We start from the raw sequence: 19,975 nt of genomic DNA, 5'->3' as shown, positions 1-19,975 counted from the left end.
AATTGTCCGAGAAATGCGCCGTATTGCCCACTTGTAAGGCTCGTGGAATACGTCACTGCCGTCGCCCCGCACCGGGTGTGCCGGTTAGTGTGAGCGATCCGGTGTGCCCGGCCGCGGAGTTCCCCGGCCACGCACTGAGTTGACGTGAGCGAGACCGGGCGCCCGGAGGGGAGGGCGCCGCGTGGCCCCGACGGAGGATTCGGACAACCGTGGACGCGCAAGGCCGTGGGCAGGCGGAGGACATCGACCCCGCAGACCAGTGGGTACTCAATCCGGACACCGGTGACTACGAACTGCGACTGCCTTCTTCCGCACCGCAATCACCGGTTCCGGGCCCCCGCCGGGCCACGCCGGCACCGGAGCGTGAGGTTCCCGCGCCGCGCAGGCGCCGTGCGACGCCCGAGGAGCCGCCGCCGGGACGGCGCGACCGCCGGCGGCCGGCGAAGAAGAAGGCCAAGAAGAAGTCGAGGGGCAAGAAGATACTGCTGTGGACGGGCGGCACGATGGCGTTCGTCATCCTCGCCGTCGGCACGGCCGGTTATCTGTATCTCCAGCACCTCAACGACAACATCGAGTCCCTCCCCGACGACGGCGCGAGCACCGGCGGGTTCCAGAAGGACCAGGCGATCAACATCCTGCTGATCGGCACCGACAAGCGCACCGGCTCCGGCAACGACGGCTACGGCGACAAGGGCAGCGCGGGCCACGCCGACACCACGCTCCTGCTGCACGTCTCCAAGGACCGGTCCAACGCGACCGCGCTCAGCATCCCCCGCGACCTGATCGTCGACATCCCCGACTGCCCGACCACGCAGGAGGACGGGAGCACGAAGGTCATCCCCGGATCCTCCGGCGTCCGCTTCAACCAGAGCCTCGGTCAGAGCGGCCGTACGCCCAGCTGCACCATGCGGACGGTCACCGAGCTGACGGGGGTCAAGCCCGACAACTTCATGGTGGCCGACTTCAACGCGGTCAAGACCCTGTCCTCCGCGGTCGGCGGCGTCGAGGTCTGCCTGGCGAAGGACATCAACGACCCCGACTCGCACCTGAACCTGTCGAAGGGCGAGCACACCATCGAGGGCGAGGAGGCGCTCGCCTTCGTCCGCACCCGGCACTCCGTCGGCTTCGGCGGCGACCTGAGCCGTATCGAGCTCCAGCAGCAGTTCCTCAGCTCGCTGATGCGCAAACTGAAGTCCAACGACACGCTCACCAGTCCGACGAAGATGGTGAAGCTGGCCGAGGCGGCCACCGAGGCGCTGACCGTCGACTCCAAGCTGGACAACATCGGCAAGCTGAAGGACCTCGGTCTCGAGCTGGGCAAGCTCGACACCAAGAACCTGACCTTCGCCACCGTGCCGGTGAAGGACAACCCGGCCGAGAAGACGCCGGTGACGGTCGTCCTCAAGGAGGGCCCCGCCCAGCAGGTCTTCGACATGGTCAAGAACGACGTCTCCTTCACCGAGGTCAAGAAGAAGGAGAAGGAGAAGAAGAAGAAGGAGGACGCCGCCGTCGCCGCGCGTCTGGAGGGCGCGAAGTCCGAGCCCTCCGAGATCCGCGTCCGCGTCCTCAACGGCGGCGCTTCGGCCGGCAGCGCGGGGCGTGAGCTGACCTACCTCCAGAACGAGGCCGGCGTCACCAAGTCCGAGAACGCGGGCAACGCCCCCGCCGAGCTCGCCAGGACCACCCTGGAGTACGCCCCCGACCAGGCCGACCAGGCCCGCGCCCTCGCCGAGATCCTCGGCCTCTCCGGCGCCGCCATGAAACCCGGCGAGAGCGTCACCAACTCCCAGGGCCTGCCCACCATGACCCTCACCCTCGGCAAGGACTTCAAGGGCGCCGGAGTCAAACTCGACGCCACCTCCGCGAAGGCACCGGAGGACCTCCAGAAGTCCACGGCGGACAAGGTCGAGTGCGCGAAGTGACCTGAGGGGCTCCACGCGCGTCTGACAGTACGACAGTCCATCGGCCGGCCGGGTCCATCGGCCGGTCGGTCGGTCAAGCGGTCCTTCGTCCTGGCGGTCCGTCGGCCGCTCGGTCGACCGGTCGGTCCCCGGTGAACAATCCACCGGTCGCCGTACAGCCAACGAGGGGCTTCGTACGTCCAACTGTGCGAACAGGTCGCGTGCGGGACCACGTCCGCGGGCCCGAGGGTGGGAGAGGACATGACGCAGAGCAGTGTGCGCGGGGAGGGAACGCGACCGGACACCGTCCGGCACGCCCGCGGCCGGCGGGCCGGTCGCCGCGGCCGGGACGAGGGCGCCACGGGCCTCGCCGGGCCGGAGGGCCCGAAAGGACCGGACGGGCCGCAGGGCCACGGGGGCAGGAACGGCAGGCGCTCCGGGCGACGGCGCTCCGGGCGCCGGCACCGCGCGCTGAGATGGTCCGCGACCACGCTCGCGGTGCTGATACTCGGCACGGCCGGCGCCGGATACCTCTACTACCGGCACCTGAACGGCAACATCGACAAGGGCGAGCGCAGCAGCGGCGACTCCAAGGCGCACAAGACCGAGCCGAACGCGGCCGGACAGACGCCCCTGAACATTCTGCTGCTCGGCTCCGACAGCCGGGCCTCCGACGCCAACGTGGCGCTGGGCGGCGGCAAGAACCACCGCGACAACCCGCCGCTGGCCGACGTGCAGATGCTGATCCACCTGGCCGCGGACCGCAAGAGTGCCGCGGTGGTGAGCATCCCCCGGGACACCCGGGTCGACATCCCCGCGTGCAAGGACCCCGACTCCGGGGAGAGGTTCCCGGCGACCAACGCCATCATCAACACGTCACTGGCCCGCGGCGGCGCCGGCTGCACCCTGGCCACCTGGGAGAACCTCACCGGGGTCTACATCGACCACTGGATGACGATCGACTTCGCGGGCGTCGTCTCGATGGCGGACGCGGTCGGCGGCGTCGAGGTCTGCGTCAACCAGAACGTGCACGACCGCCCGCTGCCCGGCGTGCCCGGCGGCTCGGGCCTGAAGATGACGAAGGGCTCGCACAAGGTCAAGGGCGAGGAGGCCCTCAAGTGGCTGCGCACCCGGCACGCCTGGGGCAGTGACCCGCTGCGGGCCCGGGCCCAGCACATGTACATGAACTCGATGATCCGCACCCTCAAGAGCCAGAACGTCTTCACCGACGCGGGCAGGCTGATGGGCCTGGCCGAGGCCGCCACGAAGTCGCTGACGGTCTCCGAGGAGATCGGCACCGTCAAGAAGCTGTACGACCTCGGCATGCAGCTCAAGACGGTGCCCACGGACCGCATCACCATGACGACGATCCCCACGGTCGAGGACCCCGAGGACGGCAACCACCTGCTCCCGGCACCCGACGCCGACAAGATGTGGGCGATGCTCCGCGACGACGTGTCCTTCGACGACAAGGGCGAGAAGGGCAAGAAGGACACCGCCGAGAACACCGGCAAGGGCGACGGCAACGGCGACGGCAAGGACGCCACCGGCCGGCCCTCCGACGAGCCCGCCGCCGACTCCGAGATCGGCGTCCTCGTCCAGAACGCCACCCGGTCGGCCACCCTCGGCCCGGTGACCGGCCGGGCCGGCGCGGTCGCCGGGACGCTGGTGGAGAAGGGCTTCGCGAAGGCGACGAAGGACACCTCGGCGGCGCTCTCCGAGGAGCGGACCGTCGTCCGTTACCCGAGCGACGAGTTGGCGGGCGACGCACGCCGCGTCGCCGATGCGCTGGGGATCCCCGCGAACGCGGTGCGCAAGTCCACGGACGTGTCCGGGATCACTCTCGTCGTGGGAGCTGACTGGCGCGACGGCGCGTCCTATCCGAAGCAGGAGACACCCGAGGCCGGGGACCTTCCGACGAACAGCGACGCCATCAACGGCTCGGACACCAGCAAGTGCATGGACGTCTACAAGCCCTACCGATGGTAGGAGTTCGCGAAAATAGGAGGGAATGCCCTGTTGTAGGGGTGACGAGCGTGACACCAGGGTCGTTCGATGCCGAACCGGGCGGATAGTGTGAGCGCTCCAATGGCTCCAGTGCCCCCCGCCGCGAGGTCCGCCCTGGCGTCGTGCACTTGTTGACTCTTTACCGGGTGCCTTCGAAGGAAGGCGCCGCGTGGCCCCCGACGAAGGATTGGGAAACCGTGGACGCGCAAGGACGTGGGCGGGCAGACGACGTCGATCCCGCAGACCAGTGGGTGCTGAATCCACGTACCGGTGAATACGAACTGCGACTGTCCCCTTCCGCACCGCAGTCGTCCGTTCCCAAGCCCCGCACGGAGGGGCGCCGCACGGCTGCTCCGGGCCGCGAGGTGCCGCCCCAGCGGCGGCGCCGCCCGGAGCCCGAGGAGCCGGTGCCCGGCCGGCGTGGACGCCGGCCGGAGAAGAAGAAGTCCAAGGGCAAGAAGGTTTTGCTGTGGACCGGCGGCAGCATGGCCTTCGTCGTCCTCGTGACCGGCGTCGGCGGCTACCTCTACCTCAAGCACCTCGAGGGCAACGTCTCGACGACGGACGTCGGCAACGCCGGAAGCAGCAGCTTCAGCAAGGACGAGGCCTTCAACATCCTCATCATCGGCACCGACAAGCGCACCGGTGAGGGCAACGAGGGCTACGGCGACAAGGGCAGCGCCGGACACGCGGACACCAACATCCTGCTGCACGTCGCCGAGGACCGCTCCAACGCGACCGCGCTCAGCATCCCGCGCGACCTCATCGTCGACATCCCCGACTGCGAGACGACTCAGGAGGACGGGACGAAGAAGGTCATCCCCGGTACCTCCGGCGTCCGTTTCAACCAGAGCCTGGGCGACCTCGGCCGGGACGCGGGCTGCACGATGCGCACGGTGACGGAGACGACCGGCATCAAGCCGGACCACTTCATGATGGCCGACTTCAACGCGGTCAAGACGCTGACCTCGGCGGTCGGCGGCGTCGACGTGTGCGTGGAGCACGCCGTGGACGACCCGAAGTCCCATCTCCAGCTCCCCAAGGGCGAGTCCACCGTCGAGGGCGAGCAGGCCCTCGCCTTCGTCCGCACCCGGCACGCCTTCGGCAACGAGGGCGACCTGGACCGCATCAAGGTGCAGCAGCAGTTCCTGGGCTCGCTCATGCGCAAGATGTCCTCCAGCGACACCCTCACCAGCCCCACCAAGCTGGTGAAGCTCGCCGAGGCCGCGACCAAGGCCCTCACCGTGGACAGCGCCATCGGCAACGTGGGCACGCTCAAGGACATCGCCCTGGAGCTGAAGAAGGTGCCGCCGAAGAACATCACGTTCGCCACCGTGCCGGTGCTCGACAACCCGGCCGAGAAGGTCAAGGCGACGGTGGTCGTGAACGAGGCGAAGGCCCCCCAGGTCTTCGACATGATCAAGAACGACGTCTCCTTCACCGAGGTCGAGCAGAAGAAGAAGGACAAGAAGAAGAAGGAGGACGCCGCCGTCGCCGCGCGTCTGGAGGGCGCGAAGTCCGAGCCCTCCGAGGTCCGCGTCCGGGTCCTCAACGGCGGCGCCCCCACCGGCAGCGCGGGACAGGAGCTGACCTACCTCCAGAACCAGGCCGGCGTCACCAAGTCGGAGAACGCGGGCAACGCACCCGCCGACATCGCCAGGACCACCCTGGAGTACGCCCCCGACCAGGCCGACCAGGCCCGCGCCCTCGCCGAGATCCTCGGCCTGTCCGGCGCCGCCATGAAGCCCGGCGAGAGCGTCACCAACTCCCAGGGCCTGCCCGCCATGACCCTCACCCTCGGCAAGGACTTCAAGGGCGCCGGAGTCAAACTCGACGCCGCATCCGTCGAGAAGCCGGAGCTGGACAACGCGTCCACGGCCGACCAGAAGTTGTGCGCCAGTTGACCTGACGGGCCTGTCGTACGTCTCACAGGACGGCGACGGGCCCGTGCGGTGGCGCGGGGGTGGGGAGAGGGGCGCGGACATGACGCGGAGCGGTGTGCAGGGGGAGGACACGCAGGAGGAGGCGGCAGCCGCCTCCGAGCGTGCGGAGGCCGTCCGGGGGGACGGCGACAACGGTGTCGAGGAGGCGAAGGACCCCCGTCCGCGCCGGCGCCGCCGCGCCCTGCGCTGGACCGCGGTGCTGATCGCCGTGGTCCTGGCCGGCTCGGCGGGGGCCGGCTACCTCTACTACGAGCACCTCAACGACAACATCAAGCAGGACGCCCTGAACCTGGGCGACAACAAGGTCGCCGCGCCGACGCCGAACGCGGCCGGGCAGACCCCGCTGAACATCCTCGTCATCGGCTCGGACGCCCGGGACAGCGAGGAGAACCAGCAACTCGGCGGCGCCCGCGAGACGTTCGGCTCCACGCCGCTGGCGGACGTGCAGATGCTGGTGCACCTGTCCGCCGACCGCAGCAACATGTCGGTGGTCAGCATGCCGCGCGACACCCTGCTGGAGATACCCAGGTGCACCGACCCGGACGACGGGACGGTGTACCCGGCGAGCGAGGGCCGGGTGATGACCAACCAGAGCCTCGGCCACGGCGGTCCGGGCTGCACGGTGGCCACCTGGCAGGAGCTGACCGGCATCCACATCGACCACTTCGTGATGGTCGACTTCGCGGGCGTGGTCTCGATGGCGGACGCCGTCGGCGGCGTCCCCGTCTGTGTGGACGCCAACATCCACTCGCGCGACGGCCAGGGCCACGGTTCCGGTCTGAAGCTGGCGAAGGGCACCCACCCCGTCAAGGGCGAGCAGGCCCTGCAATGGCTGCGCACCCGGTACGGCTTCGAGGACGGCAGCGACCTCGCGCGGGCCAAGGCCCAGCACATGTACCTGAACTCGATGGTGCGCGTCCTGCGCGAGAACGCGACCCTCAGCAGCCCGAACAGGCTGCGCAGGCTCGCCGAGGAGGCCACCGAGGCACTCACCGTCGACCCGGGCCTGGACTCCGTCAAGAAGCTGTACGACCTCAGCAACGAGCTGCGCACGGTGAAGCCCGAGCGCATCACCATGACCACGATGCCCAACCGGTATGTGGGCGCCCGCGTCGAGCCGACCGAGGACGCGGAGCAGCTGTTCCGGCTGGTGCGCGAGGACATCGCCCTGGACGGCAAGGACGCGGAGAAGAAGCCCGACGCCGAACCGGAGCCTCCGGCCGACCCGGCCGCACCCGACGACGAGCTGGCGGTCCAGGTCCGCAACGGCACCCGCACGGACGAGCTGGGCACCGCCCCGGGGCGCGCGAACGCGATCGCCGGGCTCCTGGTGGAACGGGGCTTCACGAAGGCCGTCGCGGACCCGTCGGTGCTGCCGAGCGAGGACCGTACGGTGATCCGCTACCCGAGCGCCGACCTGGAGGGCGACGCACGGCGCGTCGCCAAGTCCCTGGGTGTTCCGGCGAGTTCGGTGAAGCGGTCGACGGCCGTGTCCGGCGTCACCCTCGTCGTGGGCGCCGACTGGCGCGAGGGCACGGCGTACCGGGCGCCCGGGAGCGACGACAGCACCCCCGAGTCCGCCGAGGCCCTCAACGGCGCCGACGAGAGCGCCTGCATGCAGGTGAACCCGGCGTTCACCTGGTCCTGAGGGGAACGGGCCGGGTCAGCGCGCCCCGGCGGCGTCCGTGGCCCCCGGATCCGGCTGGACCGCCGGGCGCCGTGAGGCGATGACCTTCCTGGCCAGCGACTTCGGGCTGGTCAGGAAGCCCCAGCCCCACGACATGTGCATGGTCGCCAGCGCCACCGGGATCTGCGCCCGCGCCTTCAGCCCGAGCCCCTTGCCGGCGGGCAGCGAGCCCGCGACGATCGCCGCGAGGTAGCCGCCGGGGACGACGAAGCCCCACGGGGTCAGCGCGGCGCCCACCACGACACCGGCCGCGATGGCGCACACGGCGGTCGGCGGGGCGAGGTAGCGCAGGTTGATGGAGCCGGAGTGGTAGCGGGCGACGACGTGCCGCCAGCGGCCGTAGTCCTTGTACTGCTTGGCCAGCGCCCGCATGCTCGGCCTCGGGCGGTAGGACACCCGCAGCTCCGGCGAGAACCAGATCAGGCCGCCGGCCTCGCGGATGCGGAAGTTCAGCTCCCAGTCCTGGGCGCGGACGAACTCCTCGTTGTAGCCGCCCTGCCGCTCCAGCGCCTCGCGGCGGAACACGCCGAGGTAGACGGTCTCGGCCGGAGCCGCCTGACCGCCGGTGTGGAAGGCCGCGTTGCCCACGCCGATCTTCGACGTCATCGCGGCGGCGACGGCGTCCTCCCAGGCGTTCTCGCCCTCGGCGTGCATGATGCCGCCCACGTTCTGCGCGCCGGTCTCCTCCAGGAGCCGTACGGCCGTGGAGATGTAGTTCGGCGACAGCATGCCGTGGCCGTCGACGCGGACGACCACCGGATGGCGGGAGGCCTTGATCGCGGCGTTCAGCGCGGCGGGCGTACGGCCGGTGGGATTCGGCACGGTGTGCACGCGCGGATCCTCGGCGACGAGCTCGGCGGCGATCTCCTCCGTACGGTCCGAGGACGGACCGACGGCGATGACGACCTCCATCTCGCCGGCGTACTCCTGGGCGAGGATGGCGCGGACGGCGCCGCGCAGGTGCCGCTCCTCGTTGAGGACGGGCATGATCACGGAAACGGCGGGCAGCCGCACGTCGGACTTGGCGTTCATCGGTGCTCACGTTACCGCGAACGGGGGACACGGGTGCGCGCCGCGGGGGTCACAGCGCCGGGCAGCAGATCGTATGGGCCTACGGTGCTCACGAATCCCACGTCCGGCCTCACGCTCCACGCCCAGGGGCCCGTCCCCGCGGAGGTGTCCCCTTGCCCACGCCGCCCCGCTCGTCCCGGGTCCCGGCCTCGACCGGCCGGGGCGGGCCCGCGTCGCAGCACGGCGGCTCCCGGCCGTCCCGGCGCCCGCCGAGGCCCCCCGTACGGCGGAAGAGGCCGCGCTGGGCCATGCGGGCGGTGACCGCGCTGTCGGTGGTGGTGCTCGGCTCCGCCGGGATCGGGCACGCCGTGCTCACCGGCCTGGAATCGGACATCTCGCGGGTCGACGCGTTCAAGGACATGAAGAACCGGCCCAGGGCGGGCGACGGCATGAACGTCCTGATGGTCGGCACCGACGGCCGGGACGAGATCACCGAGGAGGAGCGGCGCAAGTACAAGCTGGGCGGCGCCCCCTGCCACTGCACCGACACCATCATGATCGTGCACATCTCGGAGGACCGGGACCGCGCGAGCGTGGTCAGCCTGCCGCGCGACTCGTACGCCGAGACGCCCGGCCACACCGACCGCACCACGGGCGAGCACCACGAGGGGCATCCGCTCAAGCTGAACGCGGCCTATGCCGAGGGCGGCCCGCAGCTGACCATCCGCACGGTCGAGAACATGACCCGCGTGAAGATCGACCACTATCTGGAGGTCGACTTCACCAGCTTCATGAAGACCGTGGACGTGCTCGGCGGGGTGAAGATCTGCACCGTCCAGCCGCTCAAGGACAGCTACACCGGACTCGACCTCGCCCCCGGCACCCACACGCTGATGGGCGGGCAGGCGCTCCAGTACGTGCGCTCACGCCACCTCGACGGCGCCTCCGACCTGAGCCGGATGAAGCGCCAGCAGCGCTTCATGGCCGCCCTGATCGACCGGGCGACCTCCTCGGGCATCCTGCTGAACCCGCTGAAGTTCCGTGACGTCACCCGGGCCGTCCTCGGCTCGGTCCGCGCCGACCAGGGCTTCGGCACCGACGAGCTGCTGACGCTCGGGCGGGCGATGCGGAACTTCTCGCCGTCGTCCTCCGAGTTCACCACCGTGCCGATCGGGCAGATGGGCTACGCCGTCAAGGGCGTCGGATCGACCCTGAAGTGGGACCCGGTGAAGTCGGAGCGGATCTTCGACGCCCTGCGCGAGGACAAGCCGCTGGCCGCGCCGAAGCCGAAGCCCAAGGGGCCGAAGCCGGTGCGGGTCCCGGTGGACCCGAAGCAGATCCGCGTCCAGGTGGAGAACGGCACCCGCACCCCGGGGCTCGGCAAGCGGGTGGACGAGGCGCTGGCGGCGACCGGGTTCCGTACCACCAAGGCGCCGCGCAACGCCGCCGACCGGGCGGTCGAGCGGACCGTCGTCGCCTACGACCCGCGCTGGGACCAGTCGGCGAAGTCGCTGGCCGCCGCCCTGCCCGGCAGCGAGCTGAAGCCCGTCAAGGGGCAGGGGGCGACGCTGAAGGTGATCGCGGGCGCCGACTTCGAGAAGGTGGCGAAGGTGCGGCCGGCCGACCCGCCGCAGGAGTCGGGCACGGTGGTGCGGGGCGACGAGGTGGTCTGCGGCGAGGAGTGAGCGCGCCGGGGAGACCGGCGCGCACCTGCTCAGTTGCCGGAGACGGTCACCTTCTCGTCGTTCTTCAGCTCCTCGACGAGCTTCTTCACCTTGGCGTCGTCCCACTTGAGGTTGCCGCCGACGCTGCCCGAGATGGGCATGTTCATCGAGGTGCCCTCGCCGCCGCTGACGCTCTTCATCGCCCAGAACATGCTCGCCAGGTCGAACAGGCCCATGTCCTTGTCGACGATGAGGGAGTCCAGGCCGGCGCCCATGGTCGGGTACAGCTTGAACGGGTTGAGGACCGTCGACGGGGTGGCCACCTGGCCCGCCAGCGCCGACAGGAACTTCTGCTGGTTCTTGGTGCGGTCCAGGTCGGAGCCGGCCAGCGCGTACCGGGTACGGACGAAGGCGAGGGCCTCCTCGCCGTTCAGGGTCTGCTTGCCCTTCTTGAAGTCGGCGCCGGACTTCTTGTCCTTGATGTCCTGCGGGATGTCCATCTCGACGCCGCCGACCGCGTCCACGATGTTCGCGAAGCCGGCGAAGCCGATCTCCACGTAGTGGTCCAGGCGCAGCCCGGTGTTGTGCTCGATGGTGCGCACCAGCAGCTCGGGGCCGTCCTCGGCGTAGGCGGCGTTGAGCTTGGTGTGCCGGCCGGTGCCCGGGTACTTCTTGCCGGACTCGGAGCCGACGAAGCTCGGGATCTCCACGTCCGAGTCGCGGGGCAGGGAGATCAGCGTCGACCCGTTGTCCCCGGTGTGCAGGATCATCATCGAGTCGGTGCGCTTGCCCTCGGCGGATCCGGTGTGCAGGTCCTTCTTCTGCTCGTCGGTCATGCCCTCGCGACTGTCGGACCCGACGATCAGGTAGTTCGTGCCCTCGCCGGCCTCGGGCCGCTCGATGACCTTGGACAGGTCGACCTCGCGGTTGAGCTTGGAGTCGGCCCAGAAGTAGGTGCCGACGGTGGTGACGACCAGCACGGTCACCACCGTGATCGCGGTCCACTTGATCCGGCGGCGCCAGTCCGGCGCGGGCCGGCCCTGCGCCTGGCGGCCGGGGCCCTGGCCGCCGCCGCTGCCGCCGTAGACCTGGCCGGTGTTGTAGCCGCTGTCGTAGCCGTCGCCGCCGTGCCCCTGGCCGTCGGTGTACGACGGCTGCTGGGGCACCCCGGCGCCGTACGGCGGGGCCGACGGGCCCGGGCCGGGCGGCGTCGCGCCGCGGCGGACCTGACGCATCACGCGGGCGCTCTCGGGCCGTGCACTCGCGCTGCCGCGTCCGTATCCGCGGCCGCGGTTGTCACCGGACCATCCCTCGGGCCAATCATTCATGGGCCCAGTGTGCCGGGCTGCCCTGTGGGCGTTACAAGGTATGTCGGAAAATCAGGGCAGTGCTGTTGCGAACCCGACACAAAATCACGCCGGTGCAGCTCCGGCATAAGGTGGAGCGCATGACAGACCAGGCAGAACAGGCCTCGGCCGCGCAGCAGGCGCTCCCGGAGATCCCGGGCAAGCCGACCTCGGCCTCCCGCACCACCCTCAGCCACATCATGACGCACAGCGACACCAACCTTCTGGGCACGGTGCACGGCGGTGTGATCATGAAGCTCGTCGACGACGCGGCGGGCGCCGTGGCCGGACGGCACTCCGGCGGACCCGCCGTCACCGCGTCCATGGACGAGATGGCGTTCCTCGAGCCGGTCCGCGTCGGCGACCTCGTCCATGTGAAGGCGCAGGTCAACTGGACCGGCCGCAGTTCCATGGAGGTGGGCGTCCGGGTCATGGCCGAGCGCTGGAACGAGTCCACGCCGGCCACCCAGGTCGGCTCGGCCTACCTGGTCTTCGCCGCCGTGGACGCCGACGGCAAGCCCCGCACGGTGCCGCCGGTGCTGCCCGAGACCGAGAAGGACAAGCGCCGCTACCAGGAGGCCCAGATCCGCCGCACCCACCGCCTGGCCCGCCGCCGCGCGATCATGGAGCTGCGGGAGCGCCGGGTGGCGGAGGGCTACGAGGACTGACGGGACGACTGACGGGACCGGCCTCCGCCCGGAGCGCGACGCTCGGCGTCGGGGGCGGCAGGGGCCTCAGAGCATGAGCAGGAGGCGGGTGTTCGGGACCAGCTTCCGGTTCACGCTCGTGCTCTGCACGAAGATCGTGAAGTCGTCGTTGTGGTCCGGCTTGATGCGGACCTCGATGTCCGGCAGGCCGAGCAGGGCGCGGGCCTCGGGCCCCGTGTACACCCGGTCCGTCTTCTTCTCCAGCACCGATATCTGCTTCTTCGGCTGGACCTTCTCCGACTTGCTCAGCTGGTAGAACGCGCCGCCGGTGCGGTAGGTGTGCCCGCACTCGACGACCCAGTCGCGGATCGCCACGTCGCGGGTCACGTCGACCAGCCGGTACTTCGACGACTCCACCGGGGCGAGCCCGGCCGCCTTGATGGTGTCCTTGTTGACCGTGTCCGCGCCGGTGGAGAAGACGGCCCGCGAGCCCCGGATGCCCTTGGTGCGGCCCACCATGAACTTCTCGGTGGCCTCCTGGATCACCTGTCCGGCCTCTTCCAGGCCCTGGGTGCTGGTGGCGTCCCAAATGGCGACGTTGTCCTTCGGGAAGCCGTACTGCATGGCCTCGCGCTTGCCCATCTGGTCGGGCACGAGGACGGCCAGCGTCCAGTTGTCCTCCTGCGTCTCGATCATCTTGGACACGGCCTGGACCAGGGCGCGCGGGTCCTTGGCGGGTGCGTCCGGGCAGCGGTGGCTCACGTTCTCCTGGCCGTCGGTGAGGACGAAGGTGAGGAAGCTGTGGTCCCCGTAGAGCTGGGCCGTCTGTGCCAGCTCGTGCTGGGACTTGAGCGTGGCCGCCAGCAGCGCCGTCATGCCGCCGACCCGGTACATCTGCTTCAGGGACGGCATCCGCAGCACGTCCTTGTCGTAGATGACGCACTGCACGCGGTCGGCGAAGACGTACACCGTGACGCGGGTCTCCTGGTCCAGCTCCTGCGAGCGGCGGGCCAGGTAGGCGATCTGCTGGTCGGCGACCTCGACCACCTTGCGGCTCAGGCGGGACATGGACGAACTGGCGTCCAGCACGAGAGCGACGTGGTTGATGTAGTTCTGGCGTCCGGACATGGCGGATCCCCCTCTTACCGACTGCCGATCAGCGGCTTCCCGACTCGATGGATCCACCGTCTCACCCACCACTGACAATCGGTCACGACGAACGAGGGGCGCCCGTCGCCGGACGCCCCTCGCCGCACAACTCCCCTGCCGCTACGGCAGGTTGCGCGCCATGACGATGCGCTGGACCTGGTTGGTGCCCTCGTAGATCTGGGTGATCTTGGCGTCGCGCATCATGCGCTCCACCGGGTAGTCACGGGTGTAGCCGTAGCCGCCGAGCAGCTGGACGGCGTCCGTGGTGACCTCCATGGCCACGTCGGAGGCGAAGCACTTGGCGGCGGCGCCCTGGAAGGTGAGGTCGCCTTCTCCACCTCCGGCGGCCACGCGCTGCGACTTCGCGGCGGCCGCGTAGGTGAGCTGGCGGGCGGCCTCGATCTTCATGGCCATGTCGGCGAGCATGAACTGGATGCCCTGGAAGTCGGCGATCGGCTTGCCGAACTGCTTGCGCTCCTTGACGTAGCCCTTGGCGTAGTCGAGGGCGCCCTGGGCGATGCCGAGGGCCTGGGCGGCGATGGTGATGCGGGTGTGGTCCAGCGTCTGCATCGCGGTGGCGAAGCCGGTGCCCTCCGCGCCGATCATGCGGTCGGCGGGGATGCGGACGTTGTCGAGGTAGACCTCGCGGGTCGGGGAGCCCTTGATGCCGAGCTTCTTCTCCGGGGCGCCGAAGGAGACGCCCTCGTCGGACTTCTCGACGACGAAGGCGGAGATGCCCTTGGAGCGCTTGCTCGGGTCGGTGACGGCCATCACCGTGTAGTACTCGCTGACGCCGGCGTTGGTGATCCAGCGCTTGACGCCGTTGAGCACCCAGAAGTCGCCGTCGCGGACGGCCTTGGTCTTCATGCCTGCCGCGTCGGAGCCCGCGTCGGGCTCGGAGAGGCAGTAGGAGAACATGCCGTCGCCCTTGGCGAGCGGGGTCATGTACTTCTTCTTCAGCTCCTCGGAGCCGGAGAGGATCACCGGCAGCGAGCCGAGCTTGTTCACGGCCGGGATCAGGGACGAGGAGGCGCAGACGCGGGCCACCTCCTCGATCACGATGACCGTGGCGAGCGCGTCGGCGCCCGCGCCGCCGTACTCCTCGGGGACGTGCACCGCGTGCAGGTCGTTCGCGGTGAGGGCGTCCAGGGCCTCCTGCGGGAAGCGGGCCTCCTCGTCCACCGCGGCGGCGTACGGCGCGATCTTCGCCTCGGCCAGCGAGCGGACTGCGTCGCGGAGCATGTCGTGCTCCTCCGACGGGCGGTACAGGTCGAAGTCAGCCGATCCGGCCAAGGTGTCTCACGCTCCAAAACGCGGTGATGCTGGGCACGCTAACTACCGTTAAGTAACCCAAATTTTAGAGCCCGCCCGCGTTCGTGGATAGGTGAGCTTGACGACAGCCGGCCGAAGGGCTTTTCCCGCGCCCCCGATATGCTCGGGCGCGCACCCATGCCGTACACCTCTGGAGCACCCATGGCCCTGAAGATCACCGTGATCGGTACCGGTTATCTCGGCGCGACGCACGCGGCGGCCATGGCCGAGCTCGGTTTCGAGGTGCTGGGTCTCGACGTGGTGCCCGAGAAGATCGAGATGCTCCAGCGGGGCCAGGTCCCGATGTACGAGCCGGGCCTGGAGGAGCTGCTGGCCAAGCACGTCGCCGGGATCGAGGGTTCCAGCGGGCGGCTGCGCTTCACCACCGACTTCGCCGAGGTCGCGGCCTTCGGCGACGTGCACTTCCTGTGTGTGAACACCCCGCAGAAGCACGGCGAGTACGCCTGCGACATGTCGTACGTCGACTCCGCGCTGGCCTCGCTCGCGCCGCACCTGACCGGCCCCGCGCTGGTCGTCGGCAAGTCGACGGTGCCGGTGGGCTCCGCCGCCCGGCTGGCCGCCTACCTGGCCGAGCACGCGCCGGCCGGCCACGAGGCCGAGCTGGCCTGGAACCCGGAGTTCCTGCGCGAGGGCTTCGCCGTCGAGGACACGCTGCACCCCGACCGGCTCGTGGTCGGCGTGCGCAGCGAGCGGGCCGAGAAGCTGCTGCGCGAGGTGTACGCCACGCCGATCGCGGAGGGCTCGCCGTTCGTCGTCACGGACTTCCCGACCGCCGAGCTGGTGAAGACCTCGGCGAACTCCTTCCTCGCCACCAAGATCTCGTTCATCAACGCGATGGCGGAGGTGTGCGAGGCCGCCGACGGCGACGTGGCCAAGCTGGCGGAGGCCATCGGGTACGACGACCGGATCGGCCGGAAGTTCCTGCGGGCCGGGATCGGCTTCGGCGGCGGCTGCCTGCCCAAGGACATCCGCGCCTTCATGGCGCGCGCGGGTGAGCTGGGCGCCGACCAGGCACTGACCTTCCTGCGCGAGATCGACTCGATCAACATGCGCCAGCGCGGCCAGATGGTGGAGCTGACCCGGCAGGCGCTGGGCGGCGGCCCGTTCCTCGGCAAGCGGATCGCCGTGCTGGGCGCCACCTTCAAGCCCGACTCGGACGACGTACGGGACTCCCCCGCCCTGAACGTCGCCGGGCAGGTCCACCTCCAGGGCGCCCAGGTCACGGTGTACGACCCCAAGGGCATGGACAACGCCCGGCGGCTCTTCCCGACCCTCGGGTACGCCGGCTCTGCGCTGGAGGCGGTGCGGGGCGCGGACGTCGTCCTGCACCTCACCGAGTGGCGGGAGTTCCGCGAGCTGGACCCGGAGGTGCTGGGCGAGGCGGCGGCGGCCCGGGTGATCCTGGACGGGCGCAACGCGCTGGACCCGACGCTGTGGCGGAAGGCCGGCTGGACGTACCGGGCGATGGGCCGCCCGACCGCCTAGTCCGCCAGGACGGGCGCGGACGGACGCCGGTTCGGCCGAGGCTCAGTCGGCCGAACCGGCGTCCGTCCGCATTCTGCCGCAGGGCGCGGCCGGGCGGCCGGTGAAACGGACGGTGTTTACGAGTCCTTGGCCCGGTACCGGCGCATCTTGGCGCGGGCGCCGCACACCTGCATGGAGCACCAGCGGCCGCGTCCGGCCGGGCTGCGGTCGTAGTACGCCCAGTGGCAGTCGGGGGCCTCGCAGGCCTTGAAGCGGCTCCAGGTGCCGTCCACCAGCGCCTGGGCGACGGCGGCGGCGACGCGGGCGGTCAGGGAGCCCTCCCCGCCCGGGGCGGAGCAGGCCGGGGCGAGGCCGGCCGCGCCGTCGGCCGCGTCGACGGTGACGACGAGCGGGGCGGCGGCCAGCAGCTCGCCCAGCGGGGTCACCGCGCGGTGCGGCGGATGACCGGCGTGGGCGAGCAGGGTGGCGCGCAGGGACTCGCGCAGCTCGCGGGCCGCGGGCAGGTCGTCCTCCGTCAGGCCGAAGCGCGCCCGGTTCTCCGGAGTGTCCAGCGAGTCGGCGCCCGTCTCGATGTCCAGCAGCGTGTTCACCAGGGCCTCGACCAGTTCCAGGCCGCCCGGCGCGGGCGATCGCTCACTCATGCTTGCGACGTTACCGCCAATACGGCAGCATGCAGTAACCGTTACCGGTTACCCGTCCTTACAGGTAACCGACAACAACTGACCGCACGTTTGACCGCACGCTTCAAGGAGGAAGTCATGGCTGTCGCCGAACTGGGTCCCGTGGTTCTGGACTGTCCCGAGCCCCGCGCACTGGCCCGCTTCTACGCCGACGTGCTCGGCGGCACCGTCGAGGGGGAGGGCGACTGGGTCGACCTGAAGCTGCCGGGCGGACGAGAGCTGGCGTTCCAGGCCGCCCCCGGCTTCGTACCGCCGAAGTGGCCCGCGCCCGACGACTCGCAGCAGTTCCACCTCGACCTCACCGTCACGGACCTGGACGCGGCCGAGAAGGCCGTCCTCGAGGCGGGTGCCCGCCCGCTGGACGCGGAGGACCGCACCCGGACCTTCCGGGTCTACGCCGACCCGGCGGGACACCCGTTCTGCCTCTGCGCCTGCTGAGCCGCCGCGCCCGGGGAGCGCCGCCCGCTCAGCCGTCCAGGTCGGCGATGGTCGCCGTGGACGGCTCGCGGCGCAGCTGGGCCGCCTTCGCCGTGAAGGCCGCCGCACGCAGGACGCGCTGGACGTTGCCCCAGGTCAGCAGGGCGACGTCCGCCTCGTCCCAGCCGCGGCGGAGCAGTTCGGCGACGAGCCGGGGGTAGCAGGAGGGGTCGCCCAGCTCCAGCGGGTGGGCGGTGCCGGTGTCGTAGGTGCCGGACAGGCCGACGCTCTGCGGGCCGGCCACCGTGCGGACGTGGTCGAGGTGGTCGGCGACGTCCCGGACGGTCGGGCCGGTCTGCTCGGCGGTCAGCGGCACCATGCACAGGCCGCCGGCCGCGCCCAGCTCCACCAGCAGGTCGTCGGGGATGTTGGCGGGGTGCGGGCGCAGGGCGCGGGCGGCGGAGCGGGTGCACAGCGCGGGCGCCTTGGACACCGCGAAGGTACGGCGGACGGTCTCGGCACTGGCGCCGGAGAGGTCGGCGACCACACCGAGGCGGTTCATCTCGCGGACGACCTCCTCGCCGAACCGGGTCAGCCCCGCCTCGCCCGCCCAGCTCACCCCGGACAGGGTCAGCGCGCGCAGGCCGAGGGCGTGCAGGGAGCGCAGGATGCCCAGGCGGTCGCCGAGGGCGGCGGCGCCGGCGGGACCGGGCAGCACGGCGACCCGGCCGCAGTTGCGGGCGTCGATGGCCTGCCCCGCGTCGTACGCCAGGCGCAGGCCCTCGGGGTGGGCCCGCACGACCGTCTTGACCAGGTCCAGCTGCTCCAGCGTGGCGCCGACCGCACGGTCCCCGTCGACGGACTCGGGCAGGTGCAACGACCACAGCAGCGCCCCCACGTGCCCCTCGCGCAGCCGCGGCACGTCGGTGTCGACGGCGCTCTCACCCAGCTCCAGGTCGTACCAGGGCAGGTGCCTGAGCGCCCAGGGCAGCCCGTTGCAGCCGTCGGCGACGGGGTGGGCGGCCAGCACGGCGTGCGCCCGGGTCAGCGGCTCGTCGTCGGGGTCGGACACGGGCGCGTAGGGCTCCGGCGGAAAGGACTCCGCGGCGAGCGGCACGGGCAGGTCGTCGAGCCCACCGGCCTCGGTACCGGTGTGCAGGTCGTCCTGGAGATCTGCCATGGCGGTGCTCCGTACGGTCGTCGTGAGATACGGCCACCGTGGCACGGAGCGGTAAGGGCTTCCTGGTGGGTGGGGCGTTCGGGGGTACGGGCGCCGCGTCCCGGCCGCTCGGCGGCGGCTCGGTGCGGAGCACGTGCCTTGGCTATCCTCTGCTCCGTCTTGATCGACAAAAGGGGGAGCGCATGAAGCACGCAGTGGCCGCACGGGGTGCCGTCGCGGTGGTGGTGGCGGCACTCGCGCTGTGCGGATGCGGGGCATCGGGCGGCGACGGGGACGGGGACGGCGGCTCTGCGGGCAAGGGGGACGCCGGACCGACCGCCGCACCTGCCGACGGGATACGGGCTGTCAAGGCGCCGAAACGGTTCTCGACGGACCGGGCCGTCGTCCTTCCCGACTCGGCAGGCGAGGGCAACGTCGCCATCGCGGGGGTGCAGCACCCGCTGCCCATCGCACTGCACAAGGGGGTGGCGTACATCGCGCGGCCCGACGGCCTGGAGATCGCCAGCGGATACGTCGACAGCGACCCGGTCCTGATCACGCCCCGGCGCGAGCCGCTGTCCCGGCTCGACGACCTCGGGCCGATGGTGGGCGGCAACACGGCCCGCAAGCCGCTCGTCACGGAGCACGGCGGCACGACGCTGGTGCTGTCCGCCCTGGTCGGGAGGGTTCCGGGCGAGGGCACGACCAAGGGGCACGACGCGCTGGAGCTGATGGCCACGGACACCTCGCAGGGCACCAAGGCGTGGTCGGCGGAGGTCCCGCTCGCCGAGCGCCACTACTCCGTCGAGGAAGGCCAGAGCGAGGTCGTCGGGCGCAGCGGCGGCACCGTCGTCGTCATGGGCCACGGGCAGCTCTTCGGCATCGACCTCGACAGCCGCCGCAAGGTCTGGTCGGCGCCGGGCACCTTCCAGGAGGGCGCGGTCCTGGCGGGTGACACCGTCGTGGGGCTGCGGCTGGACGAGGACGGAACCGACCGGCGGGTGGTGGGCCTCGACCCGGCCACCGGCAAGGAGCGGTGGTCCGAACCCCGCCTGGCCGCCGAACGGCTCTCCGCCGCGGGCCCGGAAACGGTCGTCGCGAGCGGGTACGTGACCGACGACCGGGACGACGGGGCGCTCCTGCTGAACGCCGCTTCCGGCGACGAGGTGCGGCAGTTCCCGGAGGACACGGCGCCGGACGGCGAGTGCAGCTACGACGGGGTCTCCGTCACCGTCTGCACGTACACCGACCAGGTGGCCGCCTACGACGCGGCGACCGGCGAGCAGCGGTGGGCGCTGCCCGACGAGGCCGGGACCCGCGCCGCCCCGAAGGTGACCCTGGTGCGCGAGGGGCTGGTCTACGGCACCACCGCCGAGAACGGCCCGGTCGTGGTGGACGCGGCCACCGGTGAGGACGTCGAGACCCGGCCGGGCATCGCCCCCTACGTCAGCGACGGTTACGTCGGCGTCGCCCTCGCGGAGGAGAGCCACGCGGTCACCGCCTACCGGACCCGAAGCTGAGACGGCGTTCCGTGCGGGTGCGGGGAT

The 19,975-nt window shown here is 70.9% G+C and carries 15 protein-coding genes; 9 read left to right on the top strand and 6 right to left on the bottom strand.

Translation table 11 applies throughout. The features are described 5' to 3' along the window. Positions 1-209: 209 nt before the first annotated feature. The 4 genes from Sco07f_RS34555 (at position 210) to Sco07f_RS34540 (ending at position 7,499) form a co-directional block, all read left to right on the top strand. A complete protein-coding gene (locus tag Sco07f_RS34555) occupies positions 210-1,922 on the top strand; it encodes an LCP family protein (protein WP_107417673.1) in 1,713 nt (570 codons plus the stop codon). A 240-nt stretch (positions 1,923-2,162) separates the two neighbouring features. After that, entirely contained in the window at positions 2,163-3,890 is a 1,728-nt protein-coding gene (locus tag Sco07f_RS34550; protein WP_174855463.1) for an LCP family protein, read from the top strand. Positions 3,891-4,105: 215 nt separating this feature from the next. Then, the gene (locus Sco07f_RS34545) at positions 4,106-5,812 is read left to right on the top strand and encodes an LCP family protein (protein WP_174855462.1); all 1,707 of its coding nucleotides are present in this window, start codon (positions 4,106-4,108) and stop codon (positions 5,810-5,812) included. Positions 5,813-5,891: 79 nt separating this feature from the next. After that, positions 5,892-7,499 carry an LCP family protein gene (locus Sco07f_RS34540; RefSeq protein ID WP_108990200.1) on the top strand — a complete coding sequence of 536 codons (1,608 nt, stop codon included), beginning with the start codon at positions 5,892-5,894 and terminating at the stop codon, positions 7,497-7,499. 15 nt (positions 7,500-7,514) lie between these two features. Here Sco07f_RS34540 and Sco07f_RS34535 read toward each other — a convergent pair whose 3' ends face one another. After that, a complete protein-coding gene (locus Sco07f_RS34535) occupies positions 7,515-8,570 on the bottom strand; it encodes a glycosyltransferase family 2 protein (protein WP_108990199.1) in 1,056 nt (351 codons plus the stop codon). A gap of 152 nt (positions 8,571-8,722) precedes the next feature. Here Sco07f_RS34535 and Sco07f_RS34530 point away from each other — a divergent pair, with 152 nt between their 5' ends. Next, entirely contained in the window at positions 8,723-10,234 is a 1,512-nt protein-coding gene (locus Sco07f_RS34530; protein WP_439959705.1) for an LCP family protein, read from the top strand. Between the two features lie 29 nt (positions 10,235-10,263). Here Sco07f_RS34530 and Sco07f_RS34525 read toward each other — a convergent pair whose 3' ends face one another. After that, entirely contained in the window at positions 10,264-11,541 is a 1,278-nt protein-coding gene (locus Sco07f_RS34525; RefSeq protein WP_174855461.1) for an LCP family protein, read from the bottom strand. Positions 11,542-11,660: 119 nt separating this feature from the next. On the opposite strand from Sco07f_RS34525, the gene Sco07f_RS34520 reads away from it, so the two are divergent. Next, the gene (locus tag Sco07f_RS34520; RefSeq protein WP_007450384.1) at positions 11,661-12,227 is read left to right on the top strand and encodes an acyl-CoA thioesterase; all 567 of its coding nucleotides are present in this window, start codon (positions 11,661-11,663) and stop codon (positions 12,225-12,227) included. Positions 12,228-12,293: 66 nt separating this feature from the next. On the opposite strand, the gene Sco07f_RS34515 is transcribed toward Sco07f_RS34520, so the two are convergent. Both Sco07f_RS34515 and Sco07f_RS34510 read right to left on the bottom strand, forming a co-directional pair. Further along, complete coding sequence (locus tag Sco07f_RS34515) at positions 12,294-13,334, bottom strand: vWA domain-containing protein (protein WP_108990197.1); 1,041 nt, start codon at positions 13,332-13,334, stop codon at positions 12,294-12,296. Between the two features lie 141 nt (positions 13,335-13,475). Beyond that, entirely contained in the window at positions 13,476-14,648 is a 1,173-nt protein-coding gene (locus Sco07f_RS34510; protein WP_108990196.1) for an acyl-CoA dehydrogenase, read from the bottom strand. A gap of 180 nt (positions 14,649-14,828) precedes the next feature. Here Sco07f_RS34510 and Sco07f_RS34505 point away from each other — a divergent pair, with 180 nt between their 5' ends. After that, positions 14,829-16,172: a UDP-glucose dehydrogenase family protein gene (locus Sco07f_RS34505; protein ID WP_007450387.1), complete on the top strand. Its 1,344-nt coding sequence runs from the start codon at positions 14,829-14,831 to the stop codon at positions 16,170-16,172. 116 nt (positions 16,173-16,288) lie between these two features. Here Sco07f_RS34505 and Sco07f_RS34500 read toward each other — a convergent pair whose 3' ends face one another. Next, a complete protein-coding gene (locus tag Sco07f_RS34500) occupies positions 16,289-16,813 on the bottom strand; it encodes a CGNR zinc finger domain-containing protein (RefSeq protein WP_054103466.1) in 525 nt (174 codons plus the stop codon). Positions 16,814-16,930: 117 nt separating this feature from the next. Between Sco07f_RS34500 and Sco07f_RS34495 the strand changes: the two genes are divergently transcribed. Further along, entirely contained in the window at positions 16,931-17,290 is a 360-nt protein-coding gene (locus Sco07f_RS34495) for a VOC family protein (RefSeq protein WP_087790683.1), read from the top strand. Between the two features lie 28 nt (positions 17,291-17,318). Here the strand turns inward: Sco07f_RS34495 and Sco07f_RS34490 are convergent, their stop codons facing one another. Further along, complete coding sequence (locus Sco07f_RS34490) at positions 17,319-18,449, bottom strand: dipeptidase (protein WP_087790682.1); 1,131 nt, start codon at positions 18,447-18,449, stop codon at positions 17,319-17,321. A gap of 182 nt (positions 18,450-18,631) precedes the next feature. Between Sco07f_RS34490 and Sco07f_RS34485 the strand changes: the two genes are divergently transcribed. Continuing rightward, the gene (locus Sco07f_RS34485; RefSeq protein WP_108990195.1) at positions 18,632-19,948 is read left to right on the top strand and encodes an outer membrane protein assembly factor BamB family protein; all 1,317 of its coding nucleotides are present in this window, start codon (positions 18,632-18,634) and stop codon (positions 19,946-19,948) included. Positions 19,949-19,975: the final 27 nt, after the last annotated feature.

This window comes from Streptomyces coelicoflavus (genome assembly GCF_003112555.1).
GTDB lineage: Bacteria > Actinomycetota > Actinomycetes > Streptomycetales > Streptomycetaceae > Streptomyces > Streptomyces coelicoflavus.
The sequence above is the reverse complement of the archived record's forward strand: the minus strand, read 5'-3'. Positions and strand labels throughout refer to the sequence as shown.

Coding starts and splice junctions, on each gene's coding strand:
- Sco07f_RS34550 (WP_174855463.1), top strand. CDS start 2,163: ATGACGCAGAGCAGTGTGCGCGGGGAGGGAACGCGACCGGACACCGTC.
- Sco07f_RS34540 (WP_108990200.1), top strand. CDS start 5,892: ATGACGCGGAGCGGTGTGCAGGGGGAGGACACGCAGGAGGAGGCGGCA.
- Sco07f_RS34535 (WP_108990199.1), bottom strand. CDS start 8,570: ATGAACGCCAAGTCCGACGTGCGGCTGCCCGCCGTTTCCGTGATCATG.
- Sco07f_RS34525 (WP_174855461.1), bottom strand. CDS start 11,541: ATGAATGATTGGCCCGAGGGATGGTCCGGTGACAACCGCGGCCGCGGA.
- Sco07f_RS34520 (WP_007450384.1), top strand. CDS start 11,661: ATGACAGACCAGGCAGAACAGGCCTCGGCCGCGCAGCAGGCGCTCCCG.
- Sco07f_RS34515 (WP_108990197.1), bottom strand. CDS start 13,334: ATGTCCGGACGCCAGAACTACATCAACCACGTCGCTCTCGTGCTGGAC.
- Sco07f_RS34505 (WP_007450387.1), top strand. CDS start 14,829: ATGGCCCTGAAGATCACCGTGATCGGTACCGGTTATCTCGGCGCGACG.
- Sco07f_RS34500 (WP_054103466.1), bottom strand. CDS start 16,813: ATGAGTGAGCGATCGCCCGCGCCGGGCGGCCTGGAACTGGTCGAGGCC.
- Sco07f_RS34495 (WP_087790683.1), top strand. CDS start 16,931: ATGGCTGTCGCCGAACTGGGTCCCGTGGTTCTGGACTGTCCCGAGCCC.
- Sco07f_RS34490 (WP_087790682.1), bottom strand. CDS start 18,449: ATGGCAGATCTCCAGGACGACCTGCACACCGGTACCGAGGCCGGTGGG.
- Sco07f_RS34485 (WP_108990195.1), top strand. CDS start 18,632: ATGAAGCACGCAGTGGCCGCACGGGGTGCCGTCGCGGTGGTGGTGGCG.